The following is a 17251-nucleotide window of genomic DNA, read 5'->3' on the forward strand; positions in this document are numbered from 1 at the left end:
CTACACGCGCGGCGCGGGCGACGCCGCGCGGGGGGCGCGGCGGGGCCACGCGCCGGCCGTCTCGATGGGCCGCGGCTTGAGGGCCCGGTCGAGCAGGAGCTCGGCCGCGTTCCTCACGATCCAGTCGAAGTTGGCGGCGCCGACGGAAGCGGCGTCGCAGTCGGGGGCGGGGTTCATGAAGTCGATGGCGTAGGGAACGCCGTCCCGCACCGCGAACTCGACCGTGTTGAAGTCGTACCCCAGATCGGTGCAGAGCGTGACGCAGTCCCTCTCGATCCGCGCGAGGAGCGACTTCTCCGTGGGCGGCGCGTCCTGCACGTAGCGGCGCTCCGGCGGCGCCTTCGGGTCGTACCGCATCACGTGCACGCGGTTCCGGCCGAGGACGTAGCACCGGTAGTACTCGGAGAACTCGATCGCCTCCTGGGCCATCATCGAGAGCGTGTGCGTCTGATCGTAGGCGTTGAAGAAGCCGATCGGGTCATCCACCTTGTACACGTCGCGCCACCCGCCCCCGTTCGCCGGCTTCATGAAGATGGGGAAGCGGAGGTGGTCGAAGATCTCGTTCCAGTCGAGGGGGTACGTCAGGTTCGAGAACGACGCGTCCGACGTGTTGGGCGGGTGGGCCTTGTGCGGGAGGAGCACCGTCCGGGGGACGGCGACTCCGGCCGCGCGCGCGATGACGTTGTTGAGGAACTTGTCGTCCGCGCTCCACCAGAAGGGGTTGTTGACGACCTCGGTCCCGGTCGCGGCCGCCGCCTTGAGGTACGTGCGGTAGAAGGGGATCTCGTGGCTGATCCGGTCGAGGATGACGTGGTACTCCGCCGGGACGTCCTGCCGCAGCGCGCCGATCCTCACCGGCGACGCCTCGACGCGACCCCCGCCCATCCTGTTGAGGGCGTCGGCCAGCACGGGCGGAAAGCTCCGCTCCATGCCGTAGAGAATGCCGATCTTCCGGACGGAATCCGCCACGTCCCTTCTCCTCCCCGTCGAACTCTCGGATGGTGAACGGGTAATATACCCCGAACCGCGGCGCGGAGGCCACGCCGTCACGGCCGGGGAGGTGAGATTGATCCGCGAGCGCCACCGCTGGGATTCGCCGTCTTTGGGACGGCCGATGGACGTGATCTGGTACGGGAACTGGGGGCGACCCGTCCTCGCCTTCCCGACCTCGCTCGGCAGCGCGACGCAGAACGAGGACAACGGGCTCATCTCGGGGCTCGCCGACAAGATCGACTCCGGCGAGATCCAGGTCGCCTGCGTGGACGGCGTCGACGGCGAGTCGTGGTACAACCGCGGCGCCCATCCGGCCGATCGCGTCAGGCGCCACGACGCCTACGATCGCTACCTCGCGAACGAGGTCATCCCGCTCATCCGCAACAAGGCCCAGCGCGACGACCCGGTCGTCTTCGGCGCGTCATTCGGCGCCTACCACGCCGTGAACTTCTCGTTCCGCCACCCCGAGATGGCGGGGCGCGTCGTCGCCTTTTCCGGCGTCTACGACATCCACCGCTTTCTCGACGGGTACTGGGACGACCTCTGCTACTTCCACTGCCCCGTCGCCTACGTGCCGAACTACGACGGGGACTGGGTGTCGAAGGTGAGCCGTCTCGGCGTCGTCGTCGCCACGGGAGAGCACGACCACCTCGTGCAGGCGAACCGCGACTTCGCGGCGCTCCTCTCGGCGAAGGGAATCCCCGTCCACTGCGAGATCTGGCAGGGGGCCTTCGGCCACGACTGGCCCTTCTGGCGCAACAACCTCAGGCGGTTCGTGCCGTAGGGGCCTCGACCTTTCCCGCCACCACGCCATGGCCTCTGTTGCAAATTAGAACTAAGGCTTCTATATTGCAAGGCATGCTGGCCCGTGCGTACAGGACGCCCCTCCTGCGGCTCCTCCGCCGCTTTCCCGCGGTGGCGGTGCTCGGGCCGCGCCAGTGCGGCAAGACGACGTTCATCCGGCAGGCGCTCCCCGGGTGGAGCTATCTCGACGTGGAGAGGCCGCGCGACGTGGCCGCGCTCGCCGCCGATCCCGAGGCGCGCCTTGCGCAACTTGGCGATCGGATCATCTTCGATGAAGCTCAGCGCCTGCCGGAGATCTTTCAGATTCTGCGCGGGGCGATCGACCGGCGGCGGCGAAGGAACGGTCGCTTCGTGCTGCTCGGCTCGGCTTCGCCTTCGCTCGTGCGCGGCATCTCGGAGTCCCTCGCCGGCCGCATCGCGTTTCTGGATCTGCCGCCGTTCCGTCTGGACGAGGTGAGCCGGCGTCTCGGGAAGGCCGGCCTCGCCGCGCTCTGGTTCCGGGGAGGATTCCCGGAGGCGTTGCTTGAGCCGAACGACGAACGGCGCCATGACTGGCTCGAAGCGTACACGCGTGCGTTCATCGAGCGGGACCTTCCAGGGCTTGGCATCGAAGTGTCGGCCCCGCAGATGAGGAAACTCTGGACCATGCTCGCGCACGCGAACGGAGGACTGTGGAACGCCTCACAGATCGCGCAGTCGCTCGGCGTGAGCTACCACACGGTGAATCGCTACGTGGACATCCTCGAGCAGGCGTTCCTGATCAGGAAACTGCCTCCCTTCTTCGCCAACGTCGGCAAGCGACTGGTCAAGAGCCCGAAGCTGTACTTCAGAGACACGGGACTCCTGCACTACTTCCTCGGCATTCGCTCCTCCAGCGTGCTCGACGCGCATCCCGGCCGCGGGCTGAGCTTCGAGGCGTTCGTCATCGATCAGATCGTCTCGGCCTGCCAGCGCCTGGCGCCGGGAAGCCAGCCGTTCTTCTGGCGCACCGCCGTGGGGGATGAAGTCGATCTCGTCATCGACATGGGATTGAAGCACGTGGCCTTCGAGATCAAGTTGCACTCGTCGCCGTCCCGGGAAGACGCATCCAGACTGAAGCGGTGCATGCGTGACCTGGATCTGCAGCGCGGATACGTGGTCTATCGGGGCGGCGAGCGCTACTCGCTGGGAGAGGGGGTCCTGGCGCTGCCTGCCGATGAACTCCTGCGTCGACCCGGGAGCCTCCTTCGGCTCTAGACTCGCCCCCCTCAGGGCGTCTCGTACCGCGCGACGACGACCGTCACGTTGTCCGGGGCGCCGCGCTCGAGAGCGAGATCTGGCAGGGGGCCTTCGGCCACGACTGGCCCTTCTGGCGCAACAACCTCAGGCGGTTCGTCCCCTAACGGCCCGCGAGAGCCGTCGTCGCTCGCTCCCCGCCCGCGGTGGGCGCCTCCCCGCCGGACTCCCACCTCTCCCCCTCCGCCAGTTGGACGACCTCGGACGTCAGCCCGGCCTCCCGCAGACGACGCGTGAAGCCGGCAACGCTCTGACCGGTCCGCAGCAGCGGAGATCGGGGCTCGATGCCGAGGTGGATGGGGATGATTGTCGCCGGCCGGAGATCCCGCGCCGCCGCCACGGCGCCGCGCTCTCCCATCGTCATGGGGGCCCGGAAGGTCGTCACCGGCATCAGGGCGACGTCGACCCGGAACCGGCGCGCAATCTCGGCCATGAACGGCCGGTGATAGGTGTCCCCCGAGAAGTAGAGGCAGAGGCTCTCCACCTGCTCGACGTACCCGAGGGCGATCGCGAGGTGCACGGCCGGCACGGCGGTCACCACGGCGGCGCCGATCTTGACCGACTCCCACCGCCCAATGGGCACGAGGTGACGCGCCCCCTTCAGCTTCATCACGATGGAAGCTCCCGCGGGGGCGAGGACCGGGATCGAGGCGTCGAGACGCCGCAGGAACTTCCGGTCGGTGTGATCCCAGTGGCCGTGCGAGAGGAGGACGCCGTCGACGGCGCCCACTCCCTCCCGCGTCACAGCCGGTGGCCGCCGCCGCGCGTACGCGACGTGGCCCCAGGTTCCGAAGAACGGGTCGGTGACGAGCCTCGTCCCAGCCCCCTCGAGGAGAAGGGTGCAATGCCCGATCATCGTGATGCGCATCGCCTAGGCCTCCTCGCGCGGGCCGCGGCGGCGCATCACGCTCACGAGGTTGCAGCCGATCGAGATCCCCATCAGGAACCCGAAGATGCCGTCGGCCGCACCCGCCCCGACGGAGCTCACCGGCACGAGGAACTGGTGCCAGACGTTGGCGAGGGCCAGGAAGCTCATGCCGATCATCAGGAGGCGCCTGGCGCCGTTGGTGCGCGTCCGAAGCAGCATCTCGAGTCCCCCCGTTACGATCAGTCGGTCAGTAGATACCAGGTCAGAACCACCAGCTTGACCACGGCGATGGTGACCCCGACGGCGAGCAGGTCCCAGGCGACGACGTGGTCGAAGTAGCAGCGCCAGGCGAACAGCGACATGGCGACAAGCCCCCCGGCGATCCCGCCGAGGCTCGTGGAGCGCCGCCGGTGCTCGAGGAAGCGCTCATCGATCATGATGCCGAGGATGGGAATCCTCATCTCTTCTTCTCCAGGGTGAAGATCCTGTCGGCGGGAAGCTCGAAAACTCGCGCGAACGTCAGCGCGAGGGGGAGGCTCGGCACGTACCGGTCGCACTCGATCGAGTTGATGCTTTGCCGCGAGACCCCGACGGCGTCGGCGAGCTGCGCCTGGGTCCATCCGCGATCGGTGCGGAGCTCCTTGATTCGATTCGTGACTCTGGGCGCCATGACAAGCTCACTTTCCATTGTATCGTACGGCGGGAGAGGCCACGTGTCAAGCCGACTTGTCTCCGACGCGCTGGAAGGGCGCCATCCCTCCGCGCGATGAGCTCCGCTGCAAAGAATCTATACTTGACGCATGGTCGGTCTAAATGTAAAGTATGGTTCCATGATTGATCGACCGTTCTGGACCGCCCGCATCGAAGACGCCTGGCGTGAGGCCCCCATCGCCTGGCTCTCGGGGGTGCGACGCTCCGGCAAGACGACTCTCGCGCGGGGCCTCGACGCCGGGCGAACCCTCTACCTCAACTGCGACCTGCCGGCCGTGGAGGAGATGGTTCGCGATCCCGCCCTCTTCTACCGAAACTGCTCCGCGCCGGTCGTCGTCTTCGACGAGATCCATCAGCTGCGCGACCCGAGCCGGGTCCTGAAAGTCGGGGCCGACATGTTCCCGCGGCTCAGGATTCTGGCGACCGGGTCCTCCACGCTCGCCGCCAGCAGGAAGTTCCGCGACACCCTTGCGGGCCGGAAACGGCAGGTGCACCTCGTGCCCGCGTTGTGGAGCGAGCTCTCCGCGTTCGGGGTGACGCTGCCAAGGCGCCTCTACCACGGAGGACTGCCGCAGGCGCTCCTCGCCGACGCCAAGGCGCCATCTCTTTACCGGGAGTGGATCGACTCGTTCTTCGCGAGGGACATCCAACGACTGTTCGCCTTCCGCGACGTCAACAGATTCACCGCCCTCTTCGAGTACGTCCTGCGCCAGAGCGGCGGGCAAATGGACAAGAGCCGTGCGGCGGCCGCCCTCGGCATCTCGCGGCCCACCGTCGAGAGCCATCTGCGTGCCCTCGAGATCACCCATGCCATCACGCTCGTCCGCCCCTTCCACGGAGGCGGCCAGAAGGAGCTGGTGAGGATGCCCAAGGTCTACGGCTTCGACACCGGTTTCGTCAGCTTCGCGCGCGGCTGGGATCCGCTGCGCCCCGCGGAGCACGGCCTGCTGTGGGAGCACCTCGTGCTGGAGCATCTCCAGGCGCACTTCCCCGATCTGCCGGTTCGCTACTGGCGGAACAAGGCGGGTCGCGAGGTGGACTTCGTGATCGAGCGCCCGCGCGACCGCGTGGACGCCGTCGAGTGCAAGTGGAGCGCCGCCGACTTCAACCATGCGTCCCTGGAGCTGTTCCGCTCCCACTATCCGAAGGGGCGGAACTATCTCGTCACCCCGCGCGACGGTCACGCCTACGCAAAGAAGTTCGGCGCGCTCCAGATGTCGGTGTGCAGCCCGGAGGAGATTGGCGCGGACGCGGCCTAGTCCCGCCCGCCCTCAGGGCGTCTCGTACCGCGAGACGACCACCGTCACGTTGTCCGGGGCGCCGCGCTCGAGGGCGAGAGCGACCAGCGCGCGGCACGCCGCCTCGGCCGCGGCCGAGGAGCCCAGGATCGAGGCGATCTCCTCGTCCTTCACCACGCCGTGGAGCCCGTCGGAGCAGAGGAGGACCGCGTCCCCGATCTCGAGGGGGACCCGGTGCACGTCCACGTCGATGAGGGGAGCGCCCCCGCCGACGACGTTGGTGAGGACGTTGCGCAGCCGGTGGGTCGCGGCCTCCTCGCGCGTGAGGAGCCCCTCGTCCACGAGCGCCTGCACCCGCGTGTGATCGCGCGTGAGCTGGCGCAGCGAGCCATCGCGGCACAGGTAGGCGCGCGAGTCCCCCGCGTGCGCGAGAAAGAGATCGAGGCCGATGCTGTAGGTCAGCGTCATGGTCGTCCCCATCCCCTTCAACTTGGGATCGAGGCGCCCGCGCTCCGCGAGGAGCGAGTCGAGGCTCCGGTACCGGCTCGCGGCCCGGTCGAGGATCTTCTGGGCGCTGGCGTCGTCCACCTTCAGCACCCAGTCGGGGGTGTCGAACAGGAGGTGGAAGAAGAGGACGATCGCCGTGCGGCTCGCGACCTCGCCTCCGGCGTGCCCCCCCATCCCGTCGGCGACGACGGCGACGAGCCCGGTGTCCTCGAGGCGATCCGGAAGCTCTCCGGCGGGAAGGCTCGTCGCGACGGTCTGGGAGAATCTTCCGAGCCGCGCCATGTAGAAGTGATCCTGGTTGTCCGCGCGGAGCTTCCCCCGATCGGAGAGGCCGAAGGAATCGACGTGCACCGGAACGTGCGGGGGCTCGGGGGGCGCGGGCTCGCGGGCAGGCGGCGTCTCGCGGAGCGGCGGCGGTACGGTGTCCAGCTCCTCCGGGTCGGGCATGGGGTCAGATTATCACGGAAGAATGCCGCAGAATGAGGAGTCTACGCCTCCGCTGACGCTCCGCGTACGGCTGGTGACCCCTCAGTCCCTCGCGCCGCGCGCCGAACGGGACTCGTCCATCAGCCGCTCGCACCGGGATCGCACCGCCGCGTCGTGGGTCCTGTCCCCCAGCGCGGAGATCTCCTTCTCGGCGCGCTCGAGATCGTGCATCGCCGCGTCGGCGTCGGCGGTCGCGTCCATCCCGGTCATCCCCGCGGAGTGACTCGCCCGCGAGATGGCGTCCTGCGCCGCATGGACCCGTGACTCGAGCGCGGCGATCTGCTGCTCGTCCGGCGAGAGATTCTTCGAGCCGGACGTCATCATGTTGTGGCCGACGACGACGGCCAGAGCCGCGACGACGACCAGAAGGAGCTTCTTCGGCATCGATGCCTCCGCTCCCCACTCCCCCGTTCAGATGCCGGCGGAATATAGGGCCGGAAAACTCCCCGCGCGAGGGCCGCCGGCCGCCTACTTTCGCGAGATCACGACCGCGCTCGGCAGCGGGTCGAGGCGGCGCAGCTCGCTGCCGCCAAATCCCGCCGCACGGAACATCCGATCGAGGTCGGCGAAGGTGTAGGCGTCCCCGCGGTCGGTGCCCACCAGCATCGTGAGGGCGAACCGTGCCGCCTGGGGGGGCGTGATCCGGTCGTCGTTCGGGACGAACTCGGCGGTGAAGACTCTTCCCCCCGGCGCGAGGGCGGCGTGAATCTTCCGGAGGAAGATCTCGCAGGTCGGCGGATCGAAGTGGTGCAGGAAGTTCGTGATGAGCGCCACGTCGTACCCGCTTCCGAGATCCACGTCGAAGGCGCTCCCCGCGATCGTCCGGTAGCGCCCCTCGACCCCGTGAGCGCGCGCGTTCTCCTTCGCCACCGCGAGAACGCCCGGCCAGTCGACGGCGACGACCTCCGCCCCCGGGTGCTTCACGGCGACGGTGATCCCGTAGATGCCGTGCCCGGCGGCGATGTCGAGGACCTTGAGCTTCCTCCCGGGCGCCGCCGGGACGAAGCCGGCGATGGCGTTCGCGACGGGAACCATCATGGAGGCCATCGCCCTCGCGAACTCCACCCAGACAGGGTTCTCGACGGACATCGTCCCCCCCTCGGGCGCCACGGTCCCTCCCTTGCGGACCGCCGCCGCCACGTCCTCGAAGTTCGCGGTGATCCCCGGAGAGAGGAGGAACCCGAGCGTCCCCGCGAGACAGGCGGGAGATTTGCGGTCGAGGAACATCTTCGAGTCGTCCGTGAGTGCGTAGAGATCCGCCTGCTTGTTGAGGAACCCGAGCGTGACGAGATAGTCGCAGAGGATGCGCATCGCGCGCGCGTCGGCGTGGCAGGCCGCGGCCGCCTCGGCGGCGGTCATGGCCTCGTCGCCTATCGCGGTGAAGAGGTCGAGATCCATCGCTCCCTTCAGCGCGGCCGTCGTCTGGTAGGCGGTGATCGTGTCGAAGAAGAGCTGCGGCGAGGGGTGTGCTCCGGGCGCGGCGGGGTTCGGCATGGAGGCCTCCGTGTTCGGGATGGGATGGAAGAGTGAGCGTCACTATAGCCGGTGCGCGGCGGGGAAAACTTCCCGCGCGCCGAGCAATAAACGACCCGAGGCCGGCGCGTCACGACCCGCCTCCGCTCTGTCGTCCGCCGCACGCGCGAGGGCACGCGCCTTGCTGAATCCCCTCCGCAAGGCGGCGCGGAGCACCAGCCCCGACGCGAAGGCGACCTGGCCATCTGGGGGGGCGCGCCTTCGCGGCTCCGCGCCGCAAGCTTCCGGAGGAGACGGAGGCTCGCCGGTGGGCCTCACTACAGCGCGAAGATCGCGACCTCTCCGCTTTGAACTACCGGCGGGCCGAGGAGATCCACGAGCGCCTGGAACCGGCGCCTCCCTTCCTCTGTGCGCCACGGCGCGACGGGGTAGCTCCTCGAGAGCCGCCCCAGCTCGGCGTAGTTGATCAGAAGGTGCGTGAACCCCTGCCCCTTGAGCCACGCTCGCGTCGCAACGGCGTCGGGAAGAGTCTCGATCGGCTCGCGGAGGGGCGACACGTCGTGCTGCGACGGCGCCACGAAGGGCCTCGGGAAGCCGAACCCCCGCGCCTCGCCGATGAAGAGAACGCGGGAGGCGGGAGGGAGACGCACCGCCTCCGCGAACGCCGCGGCCGGGTTGTTGGTCACGGCTCCCCCCACGTCCGAGCCCGACTCCTCGAAGGCCATCGCGACGCCGCCCCAGCGGCTCATCTCGCGCGCCGTCGCGGCGAGCCCGAGCGCGAGCGACACCGCGAGCGCCGCGCCTCCGATCCATCTCCCCGCGCGCGTGCGCCCTGCCGAAGCGGCCGCCACAAGGAGAATCGCGAGCGTCGGCTCGAGGAAGCGCGCCAGAACTCCGGTCGCGCCCCACGCCGTCGCCCCGGCGGCGGCGAGAAGGCACAGCCATGCCGGGCGTCGATCTCCCGGCGCGAACACGGCCAGGATCGCGGCGAGCGCGAGAGGGGCGGCGTACGCGGCGTGGGGGGCGAGGGCGGTGAGGACAGCGGTGACTCCCGTGAAGCTCTGCGCGTCGCGCCAGAGCGTCTCCATCCCTTCCCGGCGCCAGCCGATCGGGGCGAGCGGGTCGCCGAGGAGGACGAGGTTCTTCAGCCACCACGGCGCGCTCCCGCAGATCCACGCCGCAGCCGCGAGCGCGATCGGCCGCATCTTCCTCACGCGGGCGGCGAGGAGGACGAGGACGATCGCGCTCCACGCGATCCCCTGGAGTCGCGCGGCGCACGCGGCGCCGCAGAGAAGGCCGGCGAGGATCGCCGCCGTGCGCGCGGCGCGCGGCCCGAACTCCTTGCGCCAGATCACCATCGCGACGGCCGCGAGCACCGGCGCGAGGAGCCACCCCTCCGCCGCGGGAAGCCCCGGGACGAGCGCCACCGCGGGGAGGAGCGCGAGCCCGCTTCCCGCGAGCCACGCCGTCGCCCTCGGGGCGCCGAGGCGGCGCGCGAGCGACGCGGCGATCGCCCCCGCCGCGAGAGTGCTCGCGAGGTGCAGAAGGGCGGGGACGCCGGTGAGGTGAAGCGCGAGCGACGGCGCGCCGACGAGCTGCGCCAGCGGCGGGAAGGCGGCGAAGACGCTCTCGGGGTGCGGGGCGATCCTCCCCTCGCGAAGGGCCTGCCACGGCAGCCCGAGGTGGTAGACGAGCGCGTCGTAGAAGAAGGGAGGGGCGAGGGCCACCGGGATCAAGACGACCGAGGGGACGGCGACGGCGAGCGGCTCCCGGAACCGCCACCCGTTGCCGCGCCACTTCCCGCCGAGCGCGAGGAGGCCCGCGATCGCGGCGAGGACCGGCGCGCTGAACCACCCGGCGAGCCCGGCGGCGAGCGCGAGAACGGCGAGCCCCCATGCGCCGATCAGGAAGTCGATCGGGAGCTTCAGCGCAGGCGGAACCGGAAGTCGCGCGCGGCTCCGGACGCGCGCCCCGGCGGCGGTGAGGACGAGGGGACCGAGCGCTCCCACGACCGCCGTCGCGGCGAGCAGCAGCGTCATGGCTCGGCGAGGAATCCGGCGACGAGGGAGTTGAACTCCGCCGCGCGCTCCACCTGCGGGAGATGGCCGCATCGCTCGATCACGGCGAGGCGCGAACCCGGGATCGCGTCGTGGAGCCGCTCGCCCAGCGAGAGCGGGGTGAGCCGATCCTCGCGACCCCAGACGATCAGCGTCGCCGCCCGGATCGAGGCGAGCTCGGATTCCCGCAGGGGCTGGTCCTGCTTGCGCCGATCGCGGAAGCGCCGGATCGTCGCGGCGTCCCCGTACGCCTCGTGGTTCTCGAAGGCGAGGCGCACGAGATCGTCGGTGACGAGGGCCGCGTCGTGAAAGAGCGAGAGGAGGAACTCGCGCATCCCGTCGATCGTCGGCGGCGTCGGATCGACCTCCCCCCACTCGGCCCCTTCATCGTGGCGAATGCCCCCCGACGCGACGAGCACGAGCCGGGCCACGCGCCCGGGCCACCTCAGGGCGAAGCGCATCGCGACCTCCCCGCCGAGCGAGTTGCCGACGAGCGACGCCCTGTCGATCCCGGTCTCGCGCAGGAATCCGGAGAGATGATCGACGAAGGTGGCCGACGTGTAGTCGAGGGGGGGCTTGTCGGATCGGCCGAAGCCTACCTGGTCCACCGCGACGACGCGGTGGCGCGCCGAGAGGGCGCGGAGGTTCGCGCTGAAGCTCAGGCGCGATCCGCCGAGGCCGTGGAGGAGGACGACCGCCTCCCCCGTCCCCGCCTCGACGTAGCGGATCGCGGAGCCGTGGACCCGCGCGACCTTCTCGGGAGGCACCGGGCCGGGGCCTGACGCGCTACTTCGACGCGCCCGCGGGACGCGCGGCGTGCGGCTTGATGATGTCGCCCAGCACGTCGGGCTTCCCCGGGATCGCCTCGAGGTGCGGGTAGCGCGCGCCGCCGTGGTAGTCGATCGAGAAAGTCTTGAAGTACTCGCCGTTCTCGACGAGGAGATCCAGCGGCGACGTCGACGTCTTCGTCGCGGCCACCGCCTCCTTGACGACGTCCTTCGAGAACTTCCGGCCGTTCACCGCGACGATCTTCATCCCCGGCCCCATCCCCGCCGCGTACGCGGGAAGGCCGGGGACGACGTCGACGACGCTTCCGTCCCCCTTCTTGAGCGTCATCCCGAGGGAGTCGTCGAGGGCGACGATCTCGTCGAGCTTCTCGATCGCGCCGAGGCGCTCGGAGATCGCGTCGGTGTAGACCACGCGCCAGCCGGCCGCCTCGAGGCCGCCGAGCGGCGCCTTCAACCCCGTCGAGTCGAGCCGCGATCTGAGAAAGCCCTTCCAGTCGTAGGGGGTCACGTCGTTCAGCGTCGCGACCACGTCGTCGAAATTGTACGGCTTCACCGCCGGGGGGCCGCCCGCGGCGCCGTGGAACCTCTTGCAGAAGTCGTCCATCGACTTCGCCCCCTTCGTCCTCTCCCGGATGATCGTGTCGGCCTCCATCCAGATGAGGTCGCTTTCGTCGTAGAAGTCGACGCCCCGCCGCCACGTCGTCCAGGCGCCGCCGGTGCCGTAGAGAATCTGCGCGGCGACGGCGGTGTCGGCGAGGGGGCGCCACTGGCGCCCCGCGCGGTGATCGAGATCGGCGGCGACGATCGCGAGGCTGTCGCGGTACTGCTCGGGAGTGAGGAAGCCGCTCCGCGCCGTCAGGATGTGCCCGAGATACTGGGTGAGCCCCTCGTACACCCAGAGGAGATCGCCTTCCATCGGCTGATCGAGGCTCCCCGGCTTGAGCCCCGCCGGCCGCCGGTACTTCCCGTTCCACGAGTGGACCATCTCGTGCGGGAGGAGGCCGGTGTGGATGAGGCGCGGCTCGTCGTCGAGAAAGGTGCGCTCGTGGACGCGATCGTCGCTCGACTCGTGGTGCTCAAGGCCGAAGTGCGCCACCTGATCGCTCAGCGTCAGGAGGAAGTTGTAGTGCCGGTAGTGGCGCGCGCCGAAGAGGGCCCCCGTCTCGGCGACGAGCCCCTTCGTCCCGGCCTTCCAGGTCTCGGGCATCTCGAGATCGGCCTCGTCCTCGGCCGCGACGTCCAGCTCGTGGGCCGCCCCCAGATCGTCACCCAGCGGGTAGACGCGGAAGTGCGCTCCCATGAGGACGGGGGAGTCGATGAGCGAGGTCAACGGCACCGTCGGGAACTCGATCGTCCCCGCGGACTCCTTCCCGGCGCCGAGGGCCGTCGCGAACTTCCATCCCGAGGGGATGCGGAGCGACGCCGTATACGGGATCTCGTCCCCCTTCGCCCCTTCGGGGTACACGAGAAGCTGGTTCCAGCTCAGCAGGGCGAGCTGGGACGACGCGGAGGCCCCCGACGAGAAGCCCGACGTCGCGGCCGGGGAGAGGAAGTCGATCGCGACGTCGATCGACGCGACCCCCGCCGGCACGTCGAGGTGGAAGGCGTACATGTTGACCGAGTCGCGGCGCCACGCGATCTCCTTCCCGCCGGCCGAGATCTTCACCCCCGCCAGATCCGAGATCGGCCCCGTCGGTCCGTGCTCGCCGGGAAGCCACTTCGGGTAGAGGAGCGTCACGGGCCCTGCGGCCACGGGCACCGTCAGCCTCGCGTGGAAGATCTTCCGCGGCGCCTCGGACGCATCGACGAAAATTGAGACCGGCTGCGCGCCGGCCGCGGAGGTGGCGGCGACCAGGGCCGCGGCGACCGCGGCGGCACGGATTCGATCGATCATCGTGTCTCCTGTGAAGGCGGCCCGGAGCGCGGAACCCTCGCTCAAGGCTTCGCGTCGGGATCGAAGAGCCGCCGGTACTCGTCGAGGGCGTACCGGTCGGTCATGCCGGCGATGTAGTCGCAGATGACGCGCTCCCTCCCGTCGCGCGCGATCCGCTCCTGGAAGGACTCGGGGAGGAGCCGCGGGTTGTCGATGTAGCGCTCGAAGAGGGCCTTCAGCATCCGGCGCGACTTGTCCTTCATCCGCTCGATCTTGTGATGCCGGTAGAGCCGCTCGTGGAGGTAGCGCTTCAGTGCGGCGTTCCGCGCGGCCGCGCGCTCGGAAAGGCCGATGAGCCACGACGGGTGCGCGCGCACGTCGTCGAGCGACGCGACGCCGGCGGCCCGGATGCGCTGGCGCGACGTCTCGATGAGATCCGTCACGAGGTAGTCGATCATCCCCGTGAGGGCGACCGCGACGATCTGCCGGTCGGCGGCCTTCGGGTATTCCTTCCGGGCGCGCGCCCACGGCTCGCCGAAGAGCGGGACGTCGGCGGCGAGGCGATCAGCCGGCAACAGCCCCGATCTCACGCCGTCGTCGACGTCGTGGTGGTTGTAGCCGATCTCGTCCACGAGGTCGATCATCTGCGCCTCGAGCGGCGGGGCGATCGCGGCGCCGTACTCGGCGAACTCCGGCGCGAGCTTGAGATTGATCGGCCCGGAGTGCTTGGCGATCCCCTCGCGGACCTCGTACGTGAGGTTCAGCCCCGGCCACTCGGGGTAACGGTCCTCGAGCCACTCGACGATCCGGAGCGACTGGCGGTTGTGGTTGAACCCCCCGTGCTTGATCATCAGCGCGTGGAGGACCTCCTCGCCGAGGTGGCCGAAGGGGGTGTGGCCGAGATCGTGCGAAAGGGAGAGGGCCTCGCAGAGATCCTGGTTCACTCCGAGCGCGCGGGCGACGGTGCGCGCGATCTGCGACACCTCGATGCTGTGCGTGAGGCGCGTCCGGAAGTGATCCCCCTCGTGATTGACGAAGACCTGCGTCTTGTACTCGAGCCGCCGGAAGGCGCGCGAGTGGATGATCCGATCGCGGTCGCGCTGGAAGGGGCCCCTGAAGGGGTGCTCTTTCTCGGGGTGGCGGCGCCCGCGCGTCGATTCCGCCCGCATCGCGTACGGCGCGAGGCGGTCGATCTCGGCGACGGCTGCGATCCTCGAGGGGTTGGGACGCGCGGCCTTCTTCTTCGGATGTACCATCATGGGCGTAAGCTACAGGAAAGGCGCGGGGGGTTCAACGGCCGCCCCGCCCCCCACATCTATAATGGCCCGATGCCCGCCGCCCCTTTCCGCACGATCACCGTCGTCGCCGCCGTGGTGATCCGCGATCGGCGCGTCCTGATGACGCAGCGCGGGGAGGGAGCGCACCTCGCGCTCCACTGGGAGTTTCCCGGCGGGAAGGTGGAGCCGGGGGAATCGCCCCCCCAGGCGCTGGCGCGCGAGATCCGCGAGGAGCTGGGGGTCGCGGCCGAGGTGCAAGCCCCCTTCGCCTTCAACTGGCACGACTACGGCGAGAAGCAGGTGCTCCTCCTCACCTACCTCGCGCGTCTCGACGGCGAGCCGAGACGCCTCGGCGTCCGCGACCTCGGGTGGTTCAGCGCCCGTGAGATCGCCGGGCTCACGCTGCCGCCGGCCGACGGCCCGATCCTCGAGAGGCTCGCGCCGCTGATCGACTGAAGCCCGCCGCTACTTCGCGGGGGGGCCCGGAGGGGGCACCGGATTCGGGACGGCGTTCGCGACCGGCTTGAGCGACTTGAGATAGACGAAGATCGCGCCCAGATCGGAGTCGGTCATCTCGGCGAACTCGGCCCAGGGCATCGTCGGAAGGATCGGCCTCCCCTCCCCCATGTGCTTGCCGGTGCGGATCGCCCTGATGAACATCGCCTCGTTCCAGCCCCCGATCCCTGTGTCCATGTCCGGGGTGAGGTTCATCGCGAAGCTGGTCCCCCACGGGCCGACCCACGCCGTGCCGTCGTTGTTGCACACCGCACCCCAACCGTTGGGACCGATGAGACCCGCGGGCATCGGCGGAAGCTTCTGGCCCTGCGGGTGCCCCGACAGCAATCGGGCCGGATCCGAGGCGGGACCCTTGGGTCCGAAGACCTTGGGCGAATGGCAGTCGCTGCACCCTCCGACCGAGGCCAAGTACTTCCCCCGCGCGATCGTCTCGGGCTTCACGATGGCGGGAGCGGCGGGTGCGGGCTTGTCGGGGACGGCGGCGGCATGCCGGGACGCCGCGACGGCGAACGCGATGGTCAGCAACGTGAGGGCGGCGAGGCGCTTCGAGGTCACGGATGCTCCTGGTCGAATCGTGATGGGGTGTCTAAGGGCGATTCAGTGGCCGCGCTCTTCGTCCGGCCCCTCGAGCTCGTCGTCCTCGAGAGCTGCGTCGGACGAGAGGTCCCCCGGGCCGGGCTCCGGAATCGAGACGGCGCCGGCGTCCATGGCATCGGACATCGCGTCGGCCTCGGCCTTCTCGGAATCGAGGATCAGATCTTCGATCCGGTCCTGGATGCCGAGGAGATGGAGGCGCTGCTTCTCGCTGGGATCGCGCTTGAGGCCGGCCAGGCAGACCTTTCTGGCCGAATCGAGGCAGAGCGGGTCACCCGAGCCCTCGAACGCGAGGATGTACGTGGCGGCGAGCTCGAGGTAGGTCTCGACCGAGTCGCGATCCTCGTCGAGCGCCGCGCGGAAGCACCGCAGCGCCTCGACGATCTCGCCTTCCTTGCGGAATCTCTTTCCGGCCTCGAAGTCGAACTTCTTCATGACGGGTCCACCGCGCCGGGCTCCGGTCGAGGCGTCATGGTACCACAAGGCCGCGCGGACCCGAGAGCCTAGAGATCGTTGCCGGCGCCTCCCGGTTTCGGCGGAGGCGGAGGGGGCGGCGCGGGGGCGCGGGGAGCGGCCACGCGCCGGGGTCGCGGCCCGGGCGCCGCCGCCGGCGCGGCCGCCGGATCGGTCAACACCGTGAGCTTCTGCCCCTTGCGGAGCACGAGGACCTGGACCGGCTCGCTCGCGCGGCCGAACCTGAGGAGCCGCATGGCGCTCGACGGAGACTCCGCGGCCTCGCCGTCCACCTGGAGGATGACGTCCCCCCCCTTCAGCTTGAGCGCGCCGTCGCGCGGCGCGCGCACGACGAGGACGCCGCGATCCGTCGAGAAGTACGAGCCGAGATCCGGATTGAGGGCCACCAGCTCCATCTGCGACCAGGAGCCGAGGGGGGCGATCGCCGCCAGCGCGGCGGACGAGAGGGCCTCCGGCGTCACCGGCGTCGGCGGCACCTCGGGCGCCGGGATGGCGTTGATCTCGATGCGCGTGCCGGGCCCGGCGAGCTGCGCGAGCGGGCCGATCATCTTGAACGTCGATGGGATCTCGCGGGCGACGACGGTGGCCGTGCGCTTCTCTCCGCCCCGGAAGTACTCGATCGCGACCTTGTCCCCGTCGTGGAGCTTCGAGACCTCGCGGATCAGGAGGGCGGACGAGTAGAGGCGCCGGGCTTCGTCGATGTCGGTGTCCCCATCGGCGGTGTCCTCGTCGGCGTCATCCCGCGCGCGCACCCGCGCCTCGCCGGATTTCCTCACGAGGCTGACTCCCTGGATCGACGTGATGACGTCGCCCGCCTTCAGCCCCGCCTGCTCCGCCGGGCCCCCGGGGGTGATCGCCTCGAGCTTGGCCCCTTCGGCTCCGCCGCTTCCATCGTCGGCCGTGCGCACCACGACGCCGAGGACCGCGCGGTTCCCCCACGAGCCGCTCCACGACGTGCTCCACGAGCCGCCGGTGCCGCTTCCCGAGGCGCTCCCCGAGCCCCCCGTGCCGCGCCAGGCGTACGCCCGCGTCCGCTCGCGGCCGGAGCTCTGGGATTCCGCGTCGAGCTGAACCTGGAGATCCGCGAGGCGGCGCGCGGCGTCCTTCATCTGGAGCTGCGCGGCCCGGAGCTGATCCTCCAGCTCGCGCATGACCGCCTCGCGCGCGCGCCGCTGCGCCCGCGCGTCGGCATCTCCGCTTGAGGCCTCGCCCGCCGTGATGGCCGGGGCCGCGAGCGCGGCGCCGAGGAAGGCGGCGACCGCGACGATTCGCTTGAGAGAGTTCATCGGGAGACTCCTGTGACGTCTGGGTGTGGGC

Annotated in this window: 19 protein-coding genes; 4 read left to right on the plus strand and 15 right to left on the minus strand. The window is 70.0% G+C overall.

The annotated features are described in order from the left end of the window. The gene (locus HY049_14745) at window positions 1-969 is read right to left on the minus strand and encodes a hypothetical protein (protein MBI3450159.1); all 969 of its coding nucleotides are present in this window, start codon (window positions 967-969) and stop codon (window positions 1-3) included. A 97-nt stretch (window positions 970-1066) separates the two neighbouring features. On the opposite strand from HY049_14745, the gene HY049_14750 reads away from it, so the two are divergent. Together HY049_14750 and HY049_14755 are read left to right on the plus strand one after the other, a co-directional pair. Then, on the plus strand, window positions 1067-1777 hold the full coding sequence (locus HY049_14750) for an esterase family protein (protein MBI3450160.1): 711 nt from the start codon (window positions 1067-1069) through the stop codon (window positions 1775-1777). A 74-nt stretch (window positions 1778-1851) separates the two neighbouring features. Continuing rightward, window positions 1852-3033, plus strand: a complete 1182-nt coding sequence (locus HY049_14755; protein ID MBI3450161.1) for an ATP-binding protein — start codon at window positions 1852-1854, stop codon at window positions 3031-3033. Between the two features lie 142 nt (window positions 3034-3175). On the opposite strand, the gene HY049_14760 is transcribed toward HY049_14755, so the two are convergent. From HY049_14760 to HY049_14775, 4 genes are read right to left on the minus strand one after another with little or no spacing between them, the layout of a single operon-like run. Then, on the minus strand, window positions 3176-3940 hold the full coding sequence (locus HY049_14760; protein ID MBI3450162.1) for an MBL fold metallo-hydrolase: 765 nt from the start codon (window positions 3938-3940) through the stop codon (window positions 3176-3178). Between the two features lie 3 nt (window positions 3941-3943). After that, entirely contained in the window at window positions 3944-4159 is a 216-nt protein-coding gene (locus tag HY049_14765; protein MBI3450163.1) for a hypothetical protein, read from the minus strand. Window positions 4160-4179: 20 nt separating this feature from the next. Further along, on the minus strand, window positions 4180-4401 hold the full coding sequence (locus tag HY049_14770; protein MBI3450164.1) for a hypothetical protein: 222 nt from the start codon (window positions 4399-4401) through the stop codon (window positions 4180-4182). Continuing rightward, window positions 4398-4628, minus strand: coding sequence for a helix-turn-helix transcriptional regulator (locus HY049_14775; GenBank protein ID MBI3450165.1), 231 nt, complete (start codon window positions 4626-4628; stop codon window positions 4398-4400). The genes HY049_14770 and HY049_14775 overlap by 4 nt, the downstream gene beginning before the upstream one ends. A 142-nt stretch (window positions 4629-4770) precedes the next feature. Here HY049_14775 and HY049_14780 point away from each other — a divergent pair, with 142 nt between their 5' ends. Continuing rightward, window positions 4771-5910 carry an ATP-binding protein gene (locus HY049_14780; GenBank protein MBI3450166.1) on the plus strand — a complete coding sequence of 380 codons (1140 nt, stop codon included), beginning with the start codon at window positions 4771-4773 and terminating at the stop codon, window positions 5908-5910. Between the two features lie 12 nt (window positions 5911-5922). Here the strand turns inward: HY049_14780 and HY049_14785 are convergent, their stop codons facing one another. The 7 genes from HY049_14785 to HY049_14815 all read right to left on the minus strand — a co-directional run bounded on the left by HY049_14785 (window position 5923) and on the right by HY049_14815 (window position 14329). Further along, window positions 5923-6843 (minus strand): serine/threonine-protein phosphatase, encoded by a 921-nt coding sequence (locus HY049_14785; protein MBI3450167.1) that lies wholly within the window; start codon window positions 6841-6843, stop codon window positions 5923-5925. Between the two features lie 81 nt (window positions 6844-6924). Next, window positions 6925-7266 (minus strand): hypothetical protein, encoded by a 342-nt coding sequence (locus tag HY049_14790; GenBank protein ID MBI3450168.1) that lies wholly within the window; start codon window positions 7264-7266, stop codon window positions 6925-6927. An 84-nt stretch (window positions 7267-7350) separates the two neighbouring features. Then, complete coding sequence (locus HY049_14795) at window positions 7351-8376, minus strand: class I SAM-dependent methyltransferase (GenBank protein MBI3450169.1); 1026 nt, start codon at window positions 8374-8376, stop codon at window positions 7351-7353. A 296-nt stretch (window positions 8377-8672) separates the two neighbouring features. After that, window positions 8673-10394: a hypothetical protein gene (locus HY049_14800; GenBank protein MBI3450170.1), complete on the minus strand. Its 1722-nt coding sequence runs from the start codon at window positions 10392-10394 to the stop codon at window positions 8673-8675. Then, entirely contained in the window at window positions 10391-11179 is a 789-nt protein-coding gene (locus HY049_14805; GenBank protein MBI3450171.1) for an alpha/beta fold hydrolase, read from the minus strand. Before HY049_14805 ends, HY049_14800 begins: the two co-directional genes overlap by 4 nt. Window positions 11180-11198: 19 nt before the next feature. Then, the gene (locus tag HY049_14810; protein MBI3450172.1) at window positions 11199-13094 is read right to left on the minus strand and encodes a M61 family metallopeptidase; all 1896 of its coding nucleotides are present in this window, start codon (window positions 13092-13094) and stop codon (window positions 11199-11201) included. A 41-nt stretch (window positions 13095-13135) separates the two neighbouring features. Continuing rightward, on the minus strand, window positions 13136-14329 hold the full coding sequence (locus HY049_14815; GenBank protein MBI3450173.1) for a deoxyguanosinetriphosphate triphosphohydrolase: 1194 nt from the start codon (window positions 14327-14329) through the stop codon (window positions 13136-13138). 72 nt (window positions 14330-14401) lie between these two features. Between HY049_14815 and HY049_14820 the strand changes: the two genes are divergently transcribed. Beyond that, complete coding sequence (locus tag HY049_14820; GenBank protein MBI3450174.1) at window positions 14402-14806, plus strand: (deoxy)nucleoside triphosphate pyrophosphohydrolase; 405 nt, start codon at window positions 14402-14404, stop codon at window positions 14804-14806. A 9-nt stretch (window positions 14807-14815) separates the two neighbouring features. On the opposite strand, the gene HY049_14825 is transcribed toward HY049_14820, so the two are convergent. The 3 genes from HY049_14825 to HY049_14835 form a co-directional block, all read right to left on the minus strand. Beyond that, window positions 14816-15421: a diheme cytochrome c-553 gene (locus HY049_14825; protein MBI3450175.1), complete on the minus strand. Its 606-nt coding sequence runs from the start codon at window positions 15419-15421 to the stop codon at window positions 14816-14818. Window positions 15422-15463: 42 nt separating this feature from the next. Next, window positions 15464-15895 carry a hypothetical protein gene (locus HY049_14830; protein MBI3450176.1) on the minus strand — a complete coding sequence of 144 codons (432 nt, stop codon included), beginning with the start codon at window positions 15893-15895 and terminating at the stop codon, window positions 15464-15466. Between the two features lie 68 nt (window positions 15896-15963). Then, complete coding sequence (locus HY049_14835; GenBank protein MBI3450177.1) at window positions 15964-17220, minus strand: PDZ domain-containing protein; 1257 nt, start codon at window positions 17218-17220, stop codon at window positions 15964-15966. Window positions 17221-17251: the final 31 nt, after the last annotated feature.

Source organism: Acidobacteriota bacterium (assembly GCA_016195325.1).
Lineage (GTDB): Bacteria > Acidobacteriota > Polarisedimenticolia > JACPZX01 > JACPZX01 > JACPZX01.